This window comes from Rhizobium oryzicola (assembly GCF_030504645.1).
Taxonomy (GTDB): Bacteria; Pseudomonadota; Alphaproteobacteria; order Rhizobiales; family Rhizobiaceae; genus Neorhizobium; species Neorhizobium oryzicola.
In genome coordinates, this window is the sequence record NZ_JAUKWQ010000001.1 from 1313171 (window position 1) to 1330913 (window position 17743).

Below are 17743 nucleotides of genomic sequence, written 5' to 3' on the forward strand. Positions count from 1 at the left end.
GAGTATAATGCTGAAGTCCCTCGCGGTCGCGTCGGCGGCCCTTTTCATCTCGACGGCTGCCTTTGCACAGTCGACCGTCATCGTTACCGAACCGCAGCCGGCGCCGGGTGCAGTGGTCGTGCATGAAATGCCGACACAGGTCCGTACCTATGTGATGCAGCAGAGCGTCCCATCCGTGAACTACAACGGCGACGTCCTGGTCGGTCGTGTTCTGCCGCAGGATGTTCAGGTTCGCACTGTGGATGGATATGATGACTATGGCTATACGGTCGTCAACGAGCGCCGCGTGATTGTCGAGCCTTCCACGCGTCGGGTGATCCAGGTTCTGGATTGAGTGGCGGCTCCCCGAGTACACCTTCTGGATGTATTCGGGGAGCTTTCGACCTGAAAATATATATTATTATAAAGTAATATTATATGATGAAATAGCGAGAAGGTATCGCTGAGTATAGATTTGCTGTCAATTTTCAGGGGTTTGAACAACGATCTAGCTGTTCCCGGGACAACCAAGAATAAACCTTTCTGCAGTAGCCTGCTCATGAAAAAATAACGGGCTTGGCATGTTTACGCTTTACGTTACCAAAGGTTCTGGCAACTGTTTCAAACCCTTTCTGGCACTTGTGCAGCTAAGGCAAGCTTTCCAAGTCATCAATGTCGACATTCTCTCCGGCGAGACGCGTTCGGATGCCTTTCGTGCCATCAACCCGGCGGCAGCGGTTCCCTATCTGAGGGTTGAAAGTGGCGAGGGGGTCGGCGAGTCCAACGCCATGCTTTGGTTCCTGGCGGACGGGTCGGGGCTGATGCCGGCCACGCCACTGGAGCAGGCGCAGAGTCTTCAATGGATGTTTTTCGAGCAATCGAAGCTGGAGCCGTTCATCTCGCCAGCCCGTTTCCTGTCCTTTATCGCTCCCGAGCGTGGGCAGGGCAGGGAGCAGGAGATCGAGGGTTGGCGGGAAAAGGCAAGGACAGGATTGGCGGTTCTGGACGCGCATCTGCAAGGTCGTGCGTTCATGCTGGGCAATACTTATGGCATCACTGATATTGCACTGTTCGGTTATGTGCATGTGGGTGCCGAGGCTGGCATCGATATGAACCGTTTCCCAAGCGTGACCGCCTGGATGAGACGCGTCGAGCAGACGCCAGACTTTACGCCCTTGAGCGCGCTATGCGCGACGGCGAAACCCTTCAGCCCAACGAGTCCCTGATGATGAACCCTCTGCCCCTAAGGAGAGAGCCGATCAGCTCTGAAGCGCCTCACAATGCGACGACCTGCGCCAAGGGCATCCTTGATCAGCTTCAACTCGCCGTGTGGATCTTTGATATTGATCAGGGCCGCGTTGTCTGGGCGAATGCCAAGGCACTGGAAATCTGGGCGGCAGCTTCGCTCGAGGAGCTCTGTGCCCGCAACATGGCTGCCGACATGTCGCCAGCGGTCGAGCGTCGCTTGCGCCAATACCAGGCGGATTTCGTAGCGTCTGCGGCGACTTTCACCGAGATGTGGACGCTTTACCCCAAGGGCACGCCGAGGCCTATGCGGGTACGCTTCAGCGGCGTTCAGCTTTCCGATGGGCGCATGGGAATGCTGTGTGAGGGAAGCGAGGAATTGGGTCTGCAGCCGGAAACCATCCGCAGTGCCGATGCACTTCTGCACACGCAGTTGATGATCTCCATGCATGACGTATCCGGGCGAACCCTTTATTCCAATCCTTCAGCGCGCGGCAGTTTTGCCGAGAACTACGTGGATTTCTCCAGCCGCTTCGTGAGGCGGAGTGATTTTCGCAGGCTGCTGAAGGCGCTGGAGGCGGAAGGCGAGGTCAGCCATATTGTCAAGGTGCGGACCAGCCACGGTTCGCGCTGGCATGAGATTACCGCGCGTGCCTGTCGTGATCCCGTATCGGGCGTACCGTCCATCCTGGTCAGCGAGACGGATGTCAGCGAATTGAAGGAGGCCGAGGCCGTTGCCAGTTCGCAGGCGCATCACGATCCGCTCACCGGCCTCCCCAATCGCCTTGCGCTGCGCTCCCTGTTCGAGCGCCTTGCGGAGCGCAACGAACGATCCGGGCGTGGCCTCGCATTGTTGTTCATCGACCTCGATCAGTTCAAGGCCATCAACGACACCCTTGGCCACGATCAGGGTGATGCACTGCTGATGGAAGTGTCGCGCCGTCTTCTCTGCCTCAAGGAGGCCGGCGATGCCGTCGTTCGCCTCGGCGGTGACGAATTCCTCTTCCTGGCCAGTACGCGTAAGAAGTCACCCAAGCGTATCGAGCGTTTGGCCGGACAAATTCTCAAAAGCCTGGCGGCGCCTGTCGAAGGCGCATGCCGCCCCATGAATGTCACCCCAAGCATCGGCATTGCGCTTTACCCAGATCACGCAAGGGACATTCACTCACTGATGCGCTATGCCGATCTTGCCATGTATTCCGTCAAGGCGAATGGCCGTAATCAGTTTCGTTTCTACGACGACGGCTTGCGCAGCCAACGAGAGCATGAGCTGGAAATGATCAGCGATCTGCGGGAGGCTTTACGGAGCGATCAGTTCGTCGTCTTCTATCAGCCTCGTTACTCCGTTCAGGAAAATCGGATCGTTGGCGTGGAGGCTTTGATACGTTGGCGGCATCCGGAGCATGGTCTCGTCGCCCCCGGTCACTTCATTCCGGTCGCGGAAAGTTCCGGGCTCATCGGCCAGATCGGGGAATACGTGTTGAGGGAAGCTCTTCGCCAGAACGCAGAATGGCGCAAACAGGGCATAGAGCTTGAAATGTCGGTCAACGTCAGCCTGCGTCAACTTCGTTCGCCCGATTTCCCAAGGCTCGTCAGCAAGATTTTGCGGCAATACGGGTGCCCGCCCGCATCGCTTGAACTTGAATTGACCGAAACGGCGCTGTTTGAAGATGACGCCGTCATCCATGCAAACCTCAAGGCGCTGCGGACGGAGGGCGTGCGGATCGCCATTGATGATTTCGGCACGGGATATTCCAATCTCGCGCGCTTGAGCGAAGTATCCGTCGATTGCATCAAGCTGGACCGAAGCCTGATCCAGGATTTCGCGCGCAATCGCCCTATCCTGCGTATGGTCATTGCCATGTGCAAATTCATGGAAGTGACCATCGTGGCGGAAGGTGTCGAGACGCGCGATATGGCAGCTTGGACGGCAGAACATGGTTGCCACGAACTGCAAGGTTATTACTTCAGCAAACCGGTTCCGGCTTGCGAAATTCTGCCGCTTCTGGACCAAACCTTCTCCACTGCGGCCGATCAGATGTCGGCGACCTATGTGATTTGAGGGCTACGGCAGCGCGTACGCGAAGTCCGGACGCACTCGAATGAATGCGCCCGAACATGATGTCATCGATTATTCGTTGGCACTGACGGTAAGCCCCAGCATATCGGGCAGCGTGTTGGGTGCAGCCTGCGCGGCGCCGATCAGCATCGGCAGCGGGATCGGATTTTGAGGCTCGGCGGAAATCGTCAGGCTGCGCGGATTGTCGATGAAGGTATTGATCGCTGCCGAAACGCTATTTTGCAGCTTTGGCATGTTCAGCTGCGCAAGCATCAGCGGCGCCATGCCCTTCACCATCATCGCCATCTGCTTGCCGGAAACGTTCTGCTTCTTGCCGGCATAATCAAGCCCGCGCTTGGTGATGCCCTGATCCTCGAAGCTTATTTCGGCGCTGTTGAAGGTCAACTGCTGCAACAGGCCAAGCATGGCAAGGCCGGCGGCCTGTTTTGCCGCTTCCGGATCTGCCGTGTTTTCTGTTGCGCGCGCCGTTTCCTGCACGGACTTGATGAAGTCAAGCGTATAGCCTGAGAGGCTGAGCGCCAGGTTCAGACGGCCGACATTCTTGAAGTCGAAGGCATATTCTTCCAGGTCGATGGTGCCGGGTTCGATTTCCCAGCTGCCCTTCATGGTGATGGTACCGTCGATCTGTGTGAGCCCGAGGCTGTCGATCGTTTCCTTGGCCTGTGCATCGTTAACCGAGCTGAGGTCTGCTTTCACGCCGTTGACGGCAACGTCGAAGTTGAGGCCGGAGTCATCTTCCGCCCGTTCGGTGGTGGCCGTCGATTCCGTGACCGACATCACTTCTTTGCCCTCGACCGTGACCCGGATCGGACCGCTATGAGCCTTCTGGTAGAAGAGCAGCGAATCGATGGTGCCGGCCTTGGTATCCGCCGGAATGATGACCCCGGACAGATACATGTCGGAGATCTGGAACGTCGACTTTTCCTCCGTGACGTTCACATCGGGGAAGACAGCCTTCTCGATGGTGTAGCTGCCATTGTCGAGTGCGACCACACCCTGCAGCTTGACATCGCCGACCTTGAGCCGCTCGCCACCTTTGTTGTCACCAACGGACATGCCCTTCAGCGTAACCGTCGATCCTGTAACATCCACAGAAGCAACAGCAATGTTGCCCGGTTCAAGTGCCATGGCGGCGGTGATCTTGTTGACCAGATCAGTGCCGTCAAGCGCAAAGGCAGGCGTGGCCAAGGCAGCGAGTGCAGCACCTGCAAGCAGAAGGCGAGTGGAACGGAAAAGCGTCATGGGGTCCTCCAGAAGGCGCATTGCTGCGACAAGATGATGGAGATTTATATGCGTCGCACGTCAAAGGTCCATGATCTTTTTTTATCCCAATGACGTGTTGGCCATTATGGCGGTTTGGATCATCCACAGGTCACTTGAGCCCCTTCCTTGCCGGGAATCGGCCAATCCGCTAGTCAAAACCCATGGGACAAAATCTTAACCCTCCGTCCGATGGCGGCGACGACAACATTCTTCCGGTAGATTTGAAGGCGGCGCTCGAAGAGCGGTATCTCGCCTACGCCCTGTCGACCATTATGCACCGCGCGCTTCCCGATGTGCGCGACGGTCTGAAGCCGGTGCATCGGCGCATTATTCATGCCATGAGCGAAATGGGCATCCGGCCCAACTCCGCTTTCAAGAAATGCGCCCGTATCGTTGGCGATGTCATCGGTAAGTTCCACCCGCATGGCGACCAGTCGGTCTATGATGCGCTGGTGCGCCTGGCGCAGGATTTTTCGCAGCGCTACCCGATCGTCGATGGCCAGGGAAATTTCGGCAATATCGACGGCGACAACGCGGCCGCCTATCGTTACACCGAAGCCCGCATGACCGAAGTCGCGGCCCTTCTTCTGGAAGGCATCGACCAAGATGCGGTGGATTTTCGCCCCACCTATAACGAGGAGGACGAGGAGCCGGTGGTGCTGCCCGGCGCCTTCCCGAACCTTCTGGCCAACGGTGCTTCCGGTATCGCGGTCGGCATGGCGACCTCCATCCCGCCGCACAACGCGCATGAACTTTGCGATGCCGCACTCTACCTGATCAAGCATCCCGATGCGCCGGTGGAAAAGCTGATTGAGTTCGTTCCCGGTCCGGATTTCCCGACTGGCGGCGTCATCATCGAGAGCCGCGAAAGCATCATCGAATCCTATCGCACGGGTCGCGGTGGTTTTCGTGTGCGTGCCAAGTGGGAGACGGAGGATCTGGGCCGCGGTGGCTATCAGATCATCGTCACCGAAATTCCCTTCCAGGTGCAGAAGTCCCGCCTGATCGAAAAGATCGCGGAACTGCTGGTGGCGCGCAAGCTGCCGCTGCTGGAAGATATCCGGGACGAATCGGCGGAAGATATCCGCATCGTGCTGGTGCCGAAGAGCCGCACAGTCGATGCGACGCTTCTGATGGAATCGCTCTTCCGCCTGACGGAGCTGGAAAGCCGCTTCCCGCTCAACATGAACGTTCTCTCCCAGGGCCGCGTGCCCAAGGTGATGGCGCTGAACGAGGTGTTGAACGAGTGGCTCGGCCATCGTCGCGAAGTTCTCATTCGCCGCTCGCGTTTCCGTCTGGCGGCCATCGATCGTCGCCTGGAAATTCTGGGCGGCCTGTTGATCGCCTATCTCAACCTCGATGAGGTGATCCGCATCATCCGCGAGGAAGATGAGCCGAAGCCCGTGATGGTCGCCAAGTGGGACCTGACCGATGTTCAGGTGGAAGCCATCCTGAACATGCGGCTGCGCAATCTGCGCAAGCTGGAAGAATTCGAGATCCGCAAGGAATTCGACGAGCTGACCAAGGAAAAGGCCGATATCGAAGCGCTGCTCGCGTCTGACGAGAAGCAGTGGAAGGTCGTCGAGCACGAGATCCAGGACGTCCGCAAGACCTTCGCCAAGGGCAGGGGCAAGCCGTTTGCCCGCCTCAGCCAGTTTGCGGATGCACCGGATGCCGATATCGAGGCCATCCAGCAAGCGATGATCGAGAAGGAACCGATCACCGTCGTCATCTCCCAGAAGGGCTGGATCCGTGCGTTGAAGGGGCATATTGCCGATGCATCGGGCCTAACCTTCAAGGAAGGCGACGGCTTCAAGATTGCCTTCCCGGCACAGACGACGGACAAGATCCTGCTGCTGACGACTGGCGGCAAGGCCTATACGCTGGGCGCCGACAAGCTGCCCGGCGGGCGTGGCCATGGCGAGCCGGTGCGTATCATGGTCGACATGGAAAACGATCAGGACATCCTGACCGCCTTCGTGCACGAACCCGCACGCAAGCTGCTGCTCTCCTCCACTGCCGGCAACGGCTTTGTCGTGCCGGAAACGGAACTGGTTGCCAATACCCGCAAGGGCAAGCAGGTGATGAACGTTTCCATGCCCGACGAGGCAAAGCTTGTCGTGCAGGCCAGTGGCGATCACGTTGCTGTCGTCGGCGAAAACCGCAAGATGCTGGTCTTCCCTCTGGTGCAGTTGCCGGAGATGTCGCGCGGCAAGGGTGTCCGCCTGCAGCGCTACAAGGACGGCGGCATTTCCGATGCAAAGTGCTTCGCCATTGCCGATGGCCTGACCTGGGAAGACAGTGCCGGCCGCGTATTCGCCAAGAACAAGGACGAGCTGGCCGAATGGCTGGCCGATCGCGCCACCGCCGGCCGCACCGTGCCGAAGGGTTTTCCGCGCAGCGGCAAGTTCAGCGGGTAAGATCAAGTTGCAGGAGAGATGTCATGGCGACTTTGAGAATCCATGACATCGAAAACCATGTGCTTGCGGTTGGTCTTTACGATCTTCTGATGCTGATTGCTCCGCGTGCGCTTGACTCGGACTGGGTCGTCTCCACGGTCAAGGATGAAGCTTCAGGGCAGGAATGGTTCGAAGCAGCCGGCGATCGAGCAGAGTATCTGGAAGCCGTTGCTCAGAATGACAGCGTGTTATCGGGGCGCCAAATGGCGGACGCTGCAATGAGAGCTGGTCAGATCATCTGGGGGCGGTTTACGGCGCATAGCCCCGGTGCTGATAGTCTATGGGTGATGATACAGGCGATCGACAGTACCTTTTATGAAGTCACCACCGACGACCAGACGGTTATGTCGGCAATCCGTAAAAGGTATCGGGAAATCCGCGAAGTTGACGGCCCCTATGGCTCATTTCCAAGGATGTCTGACCAGGATCACTCCTGAGCAGGCTTGTCAGCGCTACGTGGTAAACGACGCTCATTTGACAGGTTTGGGTTGCCCCCCTCTGTCCTGCCGGACATCTCCCCCACAAGGGGGGAGATCGGCTCGCGGCGCCGCCTCGCTCCCCTCCTAGCCTTCAACAAGCTACCTCTTTCTCGGACGTTCGCGAGGTTCGAGCGGGCAACCGTTCTGCTGATCTCCCCCCGTGTGGGGGAGATGTCCGGCAGGACAGAGGGGGGAACTAGGACGCGTCGTCAGAGGGGTCTATACCCCGCCATCCTCGGCATAGCGTTCCCAACCGCGCGGAGTCAGGTGCTCCTGCGGCTGGTAGCGGGTCTTGTAGTGCATTTTCTCCGACCCCTTCACCCAGTAGCCGAGATAGACATGCGGCAGGCCGAGCGTCCTCGTGCGGTTGATGTGGTCGAGGATCATGAAAGTGCCGAGCGAGCGCCTGTCGAGCAAGGGGTTGAAGAAGGAATAGACCATCGACAGCCCGTCACTCATCAGGTCAGACAGGGCTACCGCCATGAGTTCGCCCTTCGGCTGGTCGCCAATGCCGGCGCCGGGCACGCGCTTGCGATATTCGATGATGCGCGTGTTAACGTGCGTGTCTTCCACCATGATGGCGTAGTCGAGCGCCGACATATCCGACATGCCGCCCTTCTGGTGCCGGTCGTCCAGGTATCTCCGAAAGAGAGAGAACTGCTCGGTGGAAGGCTGGGCAGGGTGCATGGTGCCGACGATATCGCTATTGGCGGCCAGTACGCGGCGCATGGTGCGGGCCGGTTTGAATTCGTTGACGAGGATGCGCACCGAAATGCAGGCCCGGCACGACTCGCAGGCCGGACGGTAGGCAATGTTCTGAGAGCGGCGAAAGCCGCCTTGCGTCAGGAGGTCGTTCATCTCCGCCGCGCGCGGGCCGACAAGGTGCGTAAACACCTTGCGTTCCATTTCGCCGGGGAGATAGGGGCACACCGCCGGGGCCGTCAGATAGAACTGCGGAGATGGCGTCGCCTGTGTATTCATCCTCGCAAATCGACCTTCGCTGCCAGATGCACTGTATCAAAGTAGCATGGCGCAAGTTCAAAAAACGTCAACCGCGCAGACCCGCTTCCGGCACGGGAAATTTTCAACTTGTGCGAATAACAACGGTGCCGAGCAGCAGATCATGCACCAGGCGCGAGCGATCGGTGAAAAGGCCCGCCAGCAGGATGAGTGGCGTCAGGAACGAGTTGATCACCCAGAACAGCACCATGTGCACCACGGCCGTCAGGAAATCGATGGGCCGTCCATCCACCCGCATCATCGCAATGCCCATGGCGCGCATGCCGGGCGTTGCTTGAGCGCGACCGCCGAGTGACATGCCGAAATAGAGAAGTGCCACGATCACGAACAGGGCAGGGTAGAGAAAGAAGCCGAGGCCGAGCGTGATCACGCCGAGGAAAAACACCACCACGGCAGCGGGAATGCATAGCAGCAGCACGATAATGTAATCGATCAGGAAAGCGAACACGCGGCGTGACAAGACACCGCTATAGGCGCGCCAATCGGTCGGGGCTGCAATCACGGTATTGTTGTCGAACGACATGGTGTCGGGTCTCCTGTTGGACAGGAACAATATGGGAGCGAGGCGGGGATTTCACAATAGAGCAACCAGACGCGGCACGCCGGGTTGCTTCAGTCATTTATCGTCCTTGAAGCTTCCTTGCCGCTTCCACGGCAAAATAGGTCAGGATGCCGTCGCAGCCGGCGCGCTTGAAGCAGAGCAGCGTCTCCATCATGATGCGGTCGCCATCGATCCAGCCGTTCATGGCGGCTGCCTTGATCTGCGTGTATTCGCCGGAAACCTGATAGGCGAAGGTCGGCAGGCCAAACGCCTCCTTCATGCGCCAACAGATGTCGAGATAGGCAAGGCCCGGCTTTACCATCAGCATGTCGGCGCCTTCTTCCACATCAAGCGCCGCATCGCGAATGGCTTCCGTGCCGTTGGCCGGGTTGATGTAATAGCTGTTCTTGTCGCCCTTCAGCAGGCCACCCGTGTTGATCGCTTCGCGATAGGGGCCGTAGAAGCCTGATGAAAACTTCGTCGCATAGGACATGATGCCGACATCCTGGTGGCCCGCCGCATCCAGTGCACGGCGGATGGCGCCGATGCGGCCATCCATCATTTCGGAGGGAGCGATAATGTCTGCCCCCGCATCCGCCTGCAGTACGGCGGCGCGCGCCACCTGATCCACCGTCTCGTCGTTGACGATGATGCCGTCGCGCAGGATACCGTCATGGCCGTGGCTGGTGAAGGGGTCGAGTGCTACATCGGTGATGACGCCGAGATTGGGCACGGACTTTTTGACTGCGCGGGTAAACTGGTTGATCAGATTGTCGCGTGAGAGGATCTCTGAGCCTGTCGGGTCGCGCTTGTCCATTTCGATATCAGGGAAGGGGGCGACAGCGGGGATGCCGAGGTCTGCGGCTTCCTTGAGTGCTTCCACGGCCTTGTCCACGCTCATGCGGTTGACGCCGGGCATGGCCTTGATCGGATCGACGATGCCGCTGCCGGGCACGATGAAGATCGGCCAGATGAGATCATCCACGGTCAACCGATTTTCCTGCACCAGACGGCGCGTCCAGTCGGCCTTGCGATTGCGGCGCATGCGCCTTCCGCCAGTGATCTCGTCCACGAGATGGGTCTTGTCGGTCATGGGGCGCCTCGATTGCAATTTCTGTTAAGGCTCACATAGCATCTGATGCGCGCTATGCGAATGACCACAGTGCCGCAGCACTGCGCAATGCAGCCATGCGTGGCGCTGGTGCTGGCGACGAGGCGCAAAAATCGCTATCTTCCGCCGCCATGGAACCTGATTCACACGCCACGCCGAAACGCAGTCTTCTCGATATCCTGTTCGTCATCTTCCTGAGAGGCGTGGCGATCAGCTGCCTTTGGTTCGGCCTGCAATATTGGGGCATGGTCGTCGGCTACTCCTTCGAAGGGCGTGGTCGCTTTGACCTTTTGAACTTCCCATGGCGCGTCGCAGCCTCGGCTCTGGCCGTCGTTTATCCCGTTGCCTCTCTCGGCCTGTGGCTCACAGTTTCCTGGGGGCCGGTGTTATGGGTGATCGCTGCCGGCAGCCAGCTGGCGATGTTTCAGGGATGGCCTGAGATTTTCGGCAACAACGTCCTGCTGCAGATCATGCATATCTTCGTCGCAAGCCTCTATGTGGTGTTCCGGCTGGCCATTTGGCTGGAGGAAAAGCGCAAGATGGACGAGCGGGTAAGGGTTGATTTACCTTGATTCTCAAGGGTTGAAGACCGTTTTTCCCCTGTGGAAATCCTGCTAACGGATTGAAGAAATAGGATGTTTTTCTCGGTTGCTAATGTGGCGCCAAGGGGGCAGCCATCGGAGCCATCGCTGTTAAGCAGCTGTTAGCCGTGTGTTTTAAGTCGAATTTTATGCGCTTTCGATAGTGTCACTCACAAGGCGGGAAGAAACAAACACCGCCAAACAAAACAGTGAGGCAGACAATGTTGAATACCAAGATCAAGCCGCAGGCAACTGCTGCAGCCGATAGCCATGACGAAACCATCCGCGGCCTTTACATGGAATCGCTCCATCTGGTGGAGCGTCTGCATCGCCGCCTGCTCGATGTCATCAAGGACGAGTTCGACCGTCAGGGTCGTGACGATGTTAACGCGGTCCAGGCCCTTCTTCTGTTCAACATTGGCAATTCGGAGCTGACTGCCGGTGAACTGCGTTCGCGTGGTTACTACCTCGGCTCCAACGTATCCTACAACGTGAAGAAGCTGGTCGATCTCGGCTTCATCAATCACCAGCGTTCGCGCATCGATCGTCGCTCGGTCCGCATCAGCCTGACCAAGTCCGGCCAGGAAATCGCGGAAGTCGTCGCCAAGCTCTATGAGCGCCACATCGGCTCCATCGAGAAGGTCGGCGGTATCGGCGAAGGCGAGTTCAACCAGATGAACAAGCTGCTCCAGCGCCTCGACCGTTTCTGGAACGACCAGATCCTCTACCGCCTCTAAGCCTCCAGCTTCAGAGAGGTGAAGGCTCTGATCCACCAGACCCTCATCGCTGCTGACTTTGAAGTTCCCTCCAGTCGCGATCGAAACCGGGTGCGTTCCCTGCGCATCCGGTTTTCGCGCGTTGAAGAAGAGTTACTGTTGCCATGCTGCATCGCGGCAGAATTGTCACGTCTCTACACGCGCACGTGAGTGTCCAAGGTGCTGACAAGAATTGGCCATATTGCTATGGGACCCGCCATATATGGTTGTGGGACCATCCGCGGGCCTTGGACATACAAGATCTTGCTTTGGGGCGCCCTACGACGCTTTTTTAACCATATCCATGTAGGCACATTATAGCTTTTGCATGGATTACCTGGATCGAATGATGTCGAACAAGATCGAATGCGACCTTATCTCCCGCCGCAAACTTCTCAGATCGGCTCTGACGCTGGGCGCCGCTGGTCTTGCCGCTCCGGCGCTGGCGCAGGACGCATTGCAGGATATGATCGCGGCGCCGCGTCGTGGCGCGTGGGATGATCAGTTTGATGCCAACGCTGCCGCTCGCACCGCTGTCAACGTCATCTCGAACAACCCGGTTCTTGGCCCCAATTCCCCGGCCTATATCCAGCAGGCGATCGCCCAGTATCAGGGTATCGTTGCAAATGGCGGCTGGCCGACCGTTCAGGTTCAACAGTATGGCATGCGCATCGGCGCGTCCGGCCCGGCTGTGCAGCAGCTGCGTCAGCGCCTGATGATTTCCGGCGACCTGCCGCGCAATGTCGGCATGTCCGATTCCTTTGACTCTTACGTCGATGGTGCGGTGAAGCGCTTCCAGGCTCGTCACGGCCTGCCGGTTGACGGCGTGCTGGGCGAGTTCACGCTGAAGGCGATGAACATCCCCGCTCAGACGCGCCTGATGCAGCTGCAGACCAACCTCGTTCGCGTACAGTCCATGTCCGGCGATCTGGGTGTGCGCCATGTGATGGTGAACATCCCGGCTGCCTCCGTAGAGGCTGTCGAAAACGAGCGCGTCGTGTTGCGCAATACGGCCGTCGTTGGCCGCATCGAACGCCAGACCCACCTGGTCAACTCGAAGATCTACGAAGTCATCCTCAATCCTTACTGGACGGCACCCCGCTCAATTGTCGAGAAGGACATCGTGCCGCTGATGCGCAAGGACCCGACTTACCTCACGCGCAACAACATCCGCCTGTTCGACGGCAAGGGCCAGGAAGTGGCGCCGGAAACGGTGGACTGGAACGCGCCCAAGGCGCCGAACCTGATGTTCCGTCAGGACCCCGGCAAGATCAACGCCATGGCATCCACCAAGATCAACTTCTACAACAAGAACGGCGAGTACATGCACGACACGCCGCAGCAGGGCCTGTTCAACAAGCTCATGCGGTTTGAATCCTCCGGTTGCGTGCGCGTCCAGAACGTGCGCGATCTCGTCACCTGGCTGCTGCGCGATACGCCGCCGTGGTCGCGCCAGGAGATTGAGCGCGTCATTGCTTCGCGCCAGAACAACCCGATCAAGCTGGCCCAGGAAGTACCTGTGTACTTCGTCTACATCAGCTCCTGGTCGGCCAAGGATGGCGTGGTGCAGTTCCGCGACGACATCTATCAGATGGACGGCGCCCAGGAACTGGCGCTGCAGACCAAGACCGGCGTCGAGCAGAATGCCGGCGCGATCGACGACGATTTCCTGCCGCGCAACTAAGCTGCGAGCAAAACAAAGCTGCATGGCCACCTTCGGGTGGCCATTTGCATTTCAGAGCATTGGGGTGGCGAGGGGACAAACGTGGAAGAAAATTGGAAGATCCTGGCGTCGAAGCCACTGATCAAAGATCGCTGGATCGATCTGCGGGCCGATGACTGCCTGACGCCCTCCGGCCGCGAGGTCGCGCCCTATTACGTGCTGTCCTATCCGGAATGGGTGAATGTGGTTGCCGTCACGCAGGACCGAAAGATCGTTCTGGTCCGGCAATACCGCCATGCGGTCCAGAGCTGGGTAACGGAGCTTCCCGGCGGCTGCGCCGATCCCGAAGATCAGGATCTTGCCACGGCTGCTATTCGCGAACTGCTGGAGGAAACCGGCTACCGCGTCGATGGCGAGGTGACGCTCGTATCGTCGCTCTATCCCAATCCCGCCAGCAGCACGAACCGTGTCCACACCTTCCTCGCACGCGATGCCGTGCTGGATCGTGCGCCGGATCTTGAGGCGGGGGAGGAGGGGATGTCCGTCACGCTTGTGTCTGTGGACGACATCGTCTCGCTGATGCAGCGGGGCGAGATCGGTCAGGCCATGCATGTCGCCGGCCTCTACCAAGCCTTGGCGGCTGGAGGCTTCCGGTGAGGCAAATCCGCCCGCCGATGATCCGTAAAGGCTGAGAATCGTACTTGCGTCGTTGCGACATCGCTCAAATGTCGCTCCGCATATTGCCCTTGCACCGGCAGACCGCTAAGACGCCAACGCATCATTTCTTGAGGAGCCCCTTATGTCGCATCGAGATGCATTCTTCTCCCGTCCGCTTGCTGAAACCGATCCGGAAATCTTTGGCGCGATCGAGAAGGAACTGGGTCGCCAACGCCACGAGATCGAGCTGATTGCCTCGGAAAATATCGTGTCGCGCGCCGTTCTCGAAGCGCAGGGTTCGATCATGACCAACAAGTACGCCGAGGGTTATCCGGGTAAGCGTTATTATGGTGGTTGCCAGTTCGTCGATATTGCGGAAGAGCTCGCTATCGAGCGCGCCAAGAAGCTGTTCGGCGTCAACTTTGCCAACGTCCAGCCGAACTCCGGTTCGCAGATGAACCAGGCCGTCTTCCTCGCGCTGCTGCAGCCGGGCGACACCTTCATGGGTCTTGATCTCAACTCCGGGGGCCATTTGACTCACGGTTCGCCGGTCAACATGTCGGGCAAGTGGTTCAACGTCGTCTCCTACGGTGTCCGCGAAGACGACCACCAGCTCGACATGGACGAAGTGGCTCGTAAGGCGGAAGAGCACAAGCCGAAGCTGATCATCGCCGGCGGCACTGCCTATTCCCGCATCTGGGACTGGAAGCGTTTCCGCGAGATCGCCGATTCGGTCGGCGCCTACCTGATGGTCGATATGGCCCATATCGCTGGTCTCGTTGCTGGTGGCGTACACCCGTCGCCGTTCCCGCACTGCCACGTGGCCACCACCACCACGCACAAGTCGCTCCGCGGCCCGCGCGGCGGCATGATCCTCACAAACGAAGAGGATCTGGCGAAGAAGTTCAACTCCGCAGTCTTCCCTGGTCTTCAGGGCGGCCCGCTGATGCACGTTATCGCCGCCAAGGCTGTCGCTCTCGGCGAAGCCCTGCAGCCGGAGTTCAAGGATTATGCAGCGCAGATCGTCAAGAACGCCAAGGCGCTTGCCGATACGCTGATCAAGCATAACCTCGACATCGTCTCTGGCGGTACCGACAACCACCTGATGCTGGTCGACCTGCGCAAGAAGAACGCGACCGGCAAGCGTGCGGAAGCAGCCCTTGGCCGCGCCTACATCACCTGCAACAAGAACGGTATTCCGTTCGATCCTGAAAAGCCGTTCGTCACGTCTGGTGTTCGCCTCGGCACGCCGGCCGGTACCACGCGCGGCTTCAAGGAAGCGGAATTCATCGAAATCGGTAACCTGATCGCCGAAGTTCTCGACGGCCTGAAGGTCGCCAATTCTGATGAAGGCAATGCGGCGGTGGAAGCAGCGGTACGCGACAAGGTCGTCGGTCTGACCGATCGCTTCCCCATGTACCCCTACATGTAAGAGAAGAGGATCAGGGTTCGATGCGCTGCCCCTATTGCGGCTCCGAAGACACGCAGGTCAAGGACTCGCGTCCGGCGGAGGATTTCACCTCCATCCGCCGGCGGCGCATCTGCCCGGATTGCGGAGGTCGCTTCACCACGTTCGAGCGCGTGCAACTGCGCGAGCTGATGGTGGTGAAGAAGACAGGTCGCAAGGTTCCCTTCGATCGCAACAAGCTGGTGCGGTCCTTCCAGATCGCACTGCGCAAACGCCCGGTCGATGCCGACCGCATCGAGCGGGCCGTTTCCGGCATTGTGCGACGCCTGGAAAGCTCGGGCGAAAGCGAAATCTCCTCGGAGCAGATCGGCCTGCAGGTGCTGGAGGCGCTGAAGAGCCTCGATGATGTGGCTTTCGTGCGCTATGCCTCGGTCTACCGCGATTTCTCCCATGCGGAAGACTTTGAGAAGATCATCACGGAAATCACCGCCAAGATCGGGCGCGACTCAACAGCGGAGTCCTGATCCATGAGCGAGGCCGATGATCGGCGGTTCATGGCCGAGGCGCTGAGCCTTGCTCGCCGCAATCTCGGTTTCACCGCCACCAACCCCGCCGTCGGCTGCCTGATCGTCAAGGATGGCGAGATCATTGCTGAGGCCGTGACGGCGCCCGGCGGGCGGCCGCACGCGGAAGCGCAGGCGCTGGCGCTGGCTGGCGAGCAGGCGAGGGGAGCCACCGCCTACGTCACGCTGGAGCCTTGCTCCCATTGGGGCAAGACACCACCCTGTGCCAATGCTCTAGTGGAAGCGGGCGTGGCGCGCGTCGTCGTTGCCGTCAACGATCCCGATCCGCGGGTCAGCGGCCGCGGTTATGGCATCTTGCGTGATGCAGGCATCGTGGTCGAAACCGGATTGATGGAACCGGAAGGTCGCCGCCAGCTCTCCGGTTACCTGATGCGGCAGATCAACAAGCGGCCCTATGTGACTCTCAAGCTTGCGGTTTCCGCTGACGGCATGCTGGGCCGTCCGGGCGAGGAAGTCGCGATCACCGGCGCCGCGGCGCGCGAGCAGGTGCATCGCATCCGCGCGGAAAGCGATGGCATTCTGGTGGGCATCGGTACAGTGCTGGCCGATGACCCGGAATTGACGGTGCGGCTGCCGGGCCTGGAAGAACGTTCGCCTATCCGCATTGTTCTCGACCATGACCTGCGGCTGCCGGTGGAGAGCCGTCTGGTCAAGAGTGCGGGCGCTGTGCCGGTGATTGTTGTTTCTGGGCAAGGGCATAATGGTGAACCTTCACCCCCCTCTGCCCTGCCGGGCATCTCCCCCAAAGGGGGGGAGATCAAGGATGTAACCGTTCAGCCTCATGGCACCGTAGACCAAGAGGCGATGATACATACGCTCAGCACCTCTCAGAATGTGGCATCGAGATTTCTCGGAAACGCTGCGGGTGCCGTTCTGCCGATCTCCCCCCGTGTGGGGGAGATGCCCGGCAGGGCAGAGGGGGGTGTTGTCCGGGAGAAAGCTCTCGATAACCGCCGCGGCGCTCTTACCGCCGCCGGCGTTGAAATCCTTGAAGCGCCAACGCTCTCAGACCTGCTGACACAGTTGGCGGATAAGGGCATCTCCAACCTCATGGTGGAAGGCGGGGCCAAGGTGGCGAACGCGTTCCTGGAAGCCGGGCTGGTCGATCGCATCACGCTGTTCGAGAGCGATGTGGTGATCGGCAAGCGTGGTCTTGAATCACCCATCACGCGCGCCGATATGCCACAAGAATTCTCATTGGTGGAAACCGCCAATTTCGGCCCGGACCGCTGCTTCGTTTATGAAAGGCCCTTCTGATGTTTACCGGTATTGTCACGGATGTTGGCTCGGTTGCAGAACTCACGCCGCTGGATGAAGGCATTCGCCTGCGCGTCGAGACGGCCTATGATCCGAAGACGATCGCGATTGGCGCCTCCATCGCCCATTCCGGCGTGTGCCTCACCGTCACGCGGCTGCCGGACGAAAGCTCCAACCAGCGCTGGTTTGAGGTGGAAGCCTGGGAAGAGGCGCTGCGCCTAACGACGATTTCCGGCTGGCAGGTCGGCACCCGCATCAATCTGGAGCGCGCGCTGAAGATTGGCGACGAGCTGGGCGGCCATATCGTTTCCGGCCATGTCGATGGCAAGGCGGAAATTCTCTCCATCGAGTCGGAAGGCGAAGCGGTGCGCATCCGTCTGCGCGCGCTGGAAGAGCTTGCTCGTTTCGTGGCGCCCAAGGGCTCCGTCGGTCTGGATGGTACCTCGCTGACGGTCAATGCGGTCAACGGTACGGATTTCGATGTGCTGCTCATCCGCCATACGCTTGAAGTCACCACCTGGGGCGAGCGCAAGGCGGGCGATTTCGTGAACTTCGAGGTTGACACCATGGCACGCTATGCGGCGCGTCTGGCCGAATTTCCGGTGAGCAGACCGGCGTAAAAAGCGCCCGGCTTCCTCGCCGGGCGCCTCGATTATGGCGG

At 59.3% G+C, this 17743-nt stretch carries 17 protein-coding genes; 13 read left to right on the top strand and 4 right to left on the bottom strand.

Going from position 1 to position 17743, the window contains the following annotated elements:
- Nucleotides 1–7: 7 nt before the first annotated feature.
- The 3 genes from Q2T52_RS06530 (at nucleotide 8) to Q2T52_RS06540 (ending at nucleotide 3286) form a co-directional block, all read left to right on the top strand.
- Nucleotides 8–334, top strand: coding sequence for a DUF1236 domain-containing protein (locus Q2T52_RS06530; RefSeq protein ID WP_302075841.1), 327 nt, complete (start codon nucleotides 8–10; stop codon nucleotides 332–334).
- A 226-nt stretch (nucleotides 335–560) separates the two neighbouring features.
- Nucleotides 561–1205 (top strand): glutathione S-transferase family protein, encoded by a 645-nt coding sequence (locus tag Q2T52_RS06535; RefSeq protein WP_302075842.1) that lies wholly within the window; start codon nucleotides 561–563, stop codon nucleotides 1203–1205.
- Nucleotides 1205–3286: a putative bifunctional diguanylate cyclase/phosphodiesterase gene (locus Q2T52_RS06540; protein WP_302075843.1), complete on the top strand. Its 2082-nt coding sequence runs from the start codon at nucleotides 1205–1207 to the stop codon at nucleotides 3284–3286. Before Q2T52_RS06535 ends, Q2T52_RS06540 begins: the two co-directional genes overlap by 1 nt.
- A 69-nt stretch (nucleotides 3287–3355) precedes the next feature.
- Here the strand turns inward: Q2T52_RS06540 and Q2T52_RS06545 are convergent, their stop codons facing one another.
- Nucleotides 3356–4546 carry an aq_1923 C-terminal domain gene (locus Q2T52_RS06545; protein WP_302075844.1) on the bottom strand — a complete coding sequence of 397 codons (1191 nt, stop codon included), beginning with the start codon at nucleotides 4544–4546 and terminating at the stop codon, nucleotides 3356–3358.
- 182 nt (nucleotides 4547–4728) lie between these two features.
- Between Q2T52_RS06545 and parC the strand changes: the two genes are divergently transcribed.
- Nucleotides 4729–6987, top strand: coding sequence for a DNA topoisomerase IV subunit A (gene parC / locus Q2T52_RS06550; RefSeq protein WP_302075845.1), 2259 nt, complete (start codon nucleotides 4729–4731; stop codon nucleotides 6985–6987).
- Between the two features lie 23 nt (nucleotides 6988–7010).
- Nucleotides 7011–7463 (top strand): hypothetical protein, encoded by a 453-nt coding sequence (locus tag Q2T52_RS06555; RefSeq protein ID WP_302075846.1) that lies wholly within the window; start codon nucleotides 7011–7013, stop codon nucleotides 7461–7463.
- Between the two features lie 261 nt (nucleotides 7464–7724).
- On the opposite strand, the gene Q2T52_RS06560 is transcribed toward Q2T52_RS06555, so the two are convergent.
- The 3 genes from Q2T52_RS06560 to hemB all read right to left on the bottom strand — a co-directional run bounded on the left by Q2T52_RS06560 (nucleotide 7725) and on the right by hemB (nucleotide 10159).
- Complete coding sequence (locus Q2T52_RS06560) at nucleotides 7725–8486, bottom strand: arginyltransferase (RefSeq protein ID WP_302075847.1); 762 nt, start codon at nucleotides 8484–8486, stop codon at nucleotides 7725–7727.
- Between the two features lie 103 nt (nucleotides 8487–8589).
- A complete protein-coding gene (locus tag Q2T52_RS06565; protein ID WP_302075848.1) occupies nucleotides 8590–9048 on the bottom strand; it encodes an RDD family protein in 459 nt (152 codons plus the stop codon).
- 97 nt (nucleotides 9049–9145) lie between these two features.
- Nucleotides 9146–10159 carry a porphobilinogen synthase gene (gene hemB, locus Q2T52_RS06570; RefSeq protein ID WP_302075849.1) on the bottom strand — a complete coding sequence of 338 codons (1014 nt, stop codon included), beginning with the start codon at nucleotides 10157–10159 and terminating at the stop codon, nucleotides 9146–9148.
- Nucleotides 10160–10308: 149 nt separating this feature from the next.
- Here hemB and Q2T52_RS06575 point away from each other — a divergent pair, with 149 nt between their 5' ends.
- The 8 genes from Q2T52_RS06575 (at nucleotide 10309) to Q2T52_RS06610 (ending at nucleotide 17702) form a co-directional block, all read left to right on the top strand.
- Nucleotides 10309–10749: a DUF6163 family protein gene (locus Q2T52_RS06575; protein ID WP_302076056.1), complete on the top strand. Its 441-nt coding sequence runs from the start codon at nucleotides 10309–10311 to the stop codon at nucleotides 10747–10749.
- Between the two features lie 233 nt (nucleotides 10750–10982).
- Nucleotides 10983–11495 (top strand): transcriptional regulator LdtR, encoded by a 513-nt coding sequence (gene ldtR, locus Q2T52_RS06580; protein ID WP_302076057.1) that lies wholly within the window; start codon nucleotides 10983–10985, stop codon nucleotides 11493–11495.
- 367 nt (nucleotides 11496–11862) lie between these two features.
- Nucleotides 11863–13197, top strand: coding sequence for a L,D-transpeptidase family protein (locus tag Q2T52_RS06585; RefSeq protein ID WP_302075850.1), 1335 nt, complete (start codon nucleotides 11863–11865; stop codon nucleotides 13195–13197).
- An 81-nt stretch (nucleotides 13198–13278) separates the two neighbouring features.
- Nucleotides 13279–13833: an NUDIX hydrolase gene (locus Q2T52_RS06590; RefSeq protein ID WP_302075851.1), complete on the top strand. Its 555-nt coding sequence runs from the start codon at nucleotides 13279–13281 to the stop codon at nucleotides 13831–13833.
- A gap of 142 nt (nucleotides 13834–13975) precedes the next feature.
- On the top strand, nucleotides 13976–15265 hold the full coding sequence (glyA, locus tag Q2T52_RS06595; protein WP_302075852.1) for a serine hydroxymethyltransferase: 1290 nt from the start codon (nucleotides 13976–13978) through the stop codon (nucleotides 15263–15265).
- Between the two features lie 20 nt (nucleotides 15266–15285).
- Nucleotides 15286–15765 (top strand): transcriptional regulator NrdR, encoded by a 480-nt coding sequence (nrdR, locus tag Q2T52_RS06600; RefSeq protein WP_302075853.1) that lies wholly within the window; start codon nucleotides 15286–15288, stop codon nucleotides 15763–15765.
- A 3-nt stretch (nucleotides 15766–15768) separates the two neighbouring features.
- Nucleotides 15769–17082, top strand: coding sequence for a bifunctional diaminohydroxyphosphoribosylaminopyrimidine deaminase/5-amino-6-(5-phosphoribosylamino)uracil reductase RibD (gene ribD, locus Q2T52_RS06605; protein ID WP_302075854.1), 1314 nt, complete (start codon nucleotides 15769–15771; stop codon nucleotides 17080–17082).
- Nucleotides 17082–17702 carry a riboflavin synthase gene (locus Q2T52_RS06610; protein ID WP_302075855.1) on the top strand — a complete coding sequence of 207 codons (621 nt, stop codon included), beginning with the start codon at nucleotides 17082–17084 and terminating at the stop codon, nucleotides 17700–17702. The genes ribD and Q2T52_RS06610 overlap by 1 nt, the downstream gene beginning before the upstream one ends.
- Nucleotides 17703–17743: the final 41 nt, after the last annotated feature.

Bases quoted from the DNA above. Each gene is read 5' to 3' on its own strand.
- Q2T52_RS06530 (WP_302075841.1), top strand. From the start codon at position 8: ATGCTGAAGTCCCTCGCGGTCGCGTCGGCGGCCCTTTTCATCTCGACG.
- Q2T52_RS06535 (WP_302075842.1), top strand. From the start codon at position 561: ATGTTTACGCTTTACGTTACCAAAGGTTCTGGCAACTGTTTCAAACCC.
- Q2T52_RS06540 (WP_302075843.1), top strand. From the start codon at position 1,205: ATGATGAACCCTCTGCCCCTAAGGAGAGAGCCGATCAGCTCTGAAGCG.
- Q2T52_RS06545 (WP_302075844.1), bottom strand. From the start codon at position 4,546: ATGACGCTTTTCCGTTCCACTCGCCTTCTGCTTGCAGGTGCTGCACTC.
- parC (WP_302075845.1), top strand. From the start codon at position 4,729: ATGGGACAAAATCTTAACCCTCCGTCCGATGGCGGCGACGACAACATT.
- Q2T52_RS06555 (WP_302075846.1), top strand. From the start codon at position 7,011: ATGGCGACTTTGAGAATCCATGACATCGAAAACCATGTGCTTGCGGTT.
- Q2T52_RS06560 (WP_302075847.1), bottom strand. From the start codon at position 8,486: ATGAATACACAGGCGACGCCATCTCCGCAGTTCTATCTGACGGCCCCG.
- Q2T52_RS06565 (WP_302075848.1), bottom strand. From the start codon at position 9,048: ATGTCGTTCGACAACAATACCGTGATTGCAGCCCCGACCGATTGGCGC.
- hemB (WP_302075849.1), bottom strand. From the start codon at position 10,159: ATGACCGACAAGACCCATCTCGTGGACGAGATCACTGGCGGAAGGCGC.
- Q2T52_RS06575 (WP_302076056.1), top strand. From the start codon at position 10,309: ATGGAACCTGATTCACACGCCACGCCGAAACGCAGTCTTCTCGATATC.
- Q2T52_RS06585 (WP_302075850.1), top strand. From the start codon at position 11,863: ATGTCGAACAAGATCGAATGCGACCTTATCTCCCGCCGCAAACTTCTC.
- glyA (WP_302075852.1), top strand. From the start codon at position 13,976: ATGTCGCATCGAGATGCATTCTTCTCCCGTCCGCTTGCTGAAACCGAT.
- nrdR (WP_302075853.1), top strand. From the start codon at position 15,286: ATGCGCTGCCCCTATTGCGGCTCCGAAGACACGCAGGTCAAGGACTCG.
- ribD (WP_302075854.1), top strand. From the start codon at position 15,769: ATGAGCGAGGCCGATGATCGGCGGTTCATGGCCGAGGCGCTGAGCCTT.
- Q2T52_RS06610 (WP_302075855.1), top strand. From the start codon at position 17,082: ATGTTTACCGGTATTGTCACGGATGTTGGCTCGGTTGCAGAACTCACG.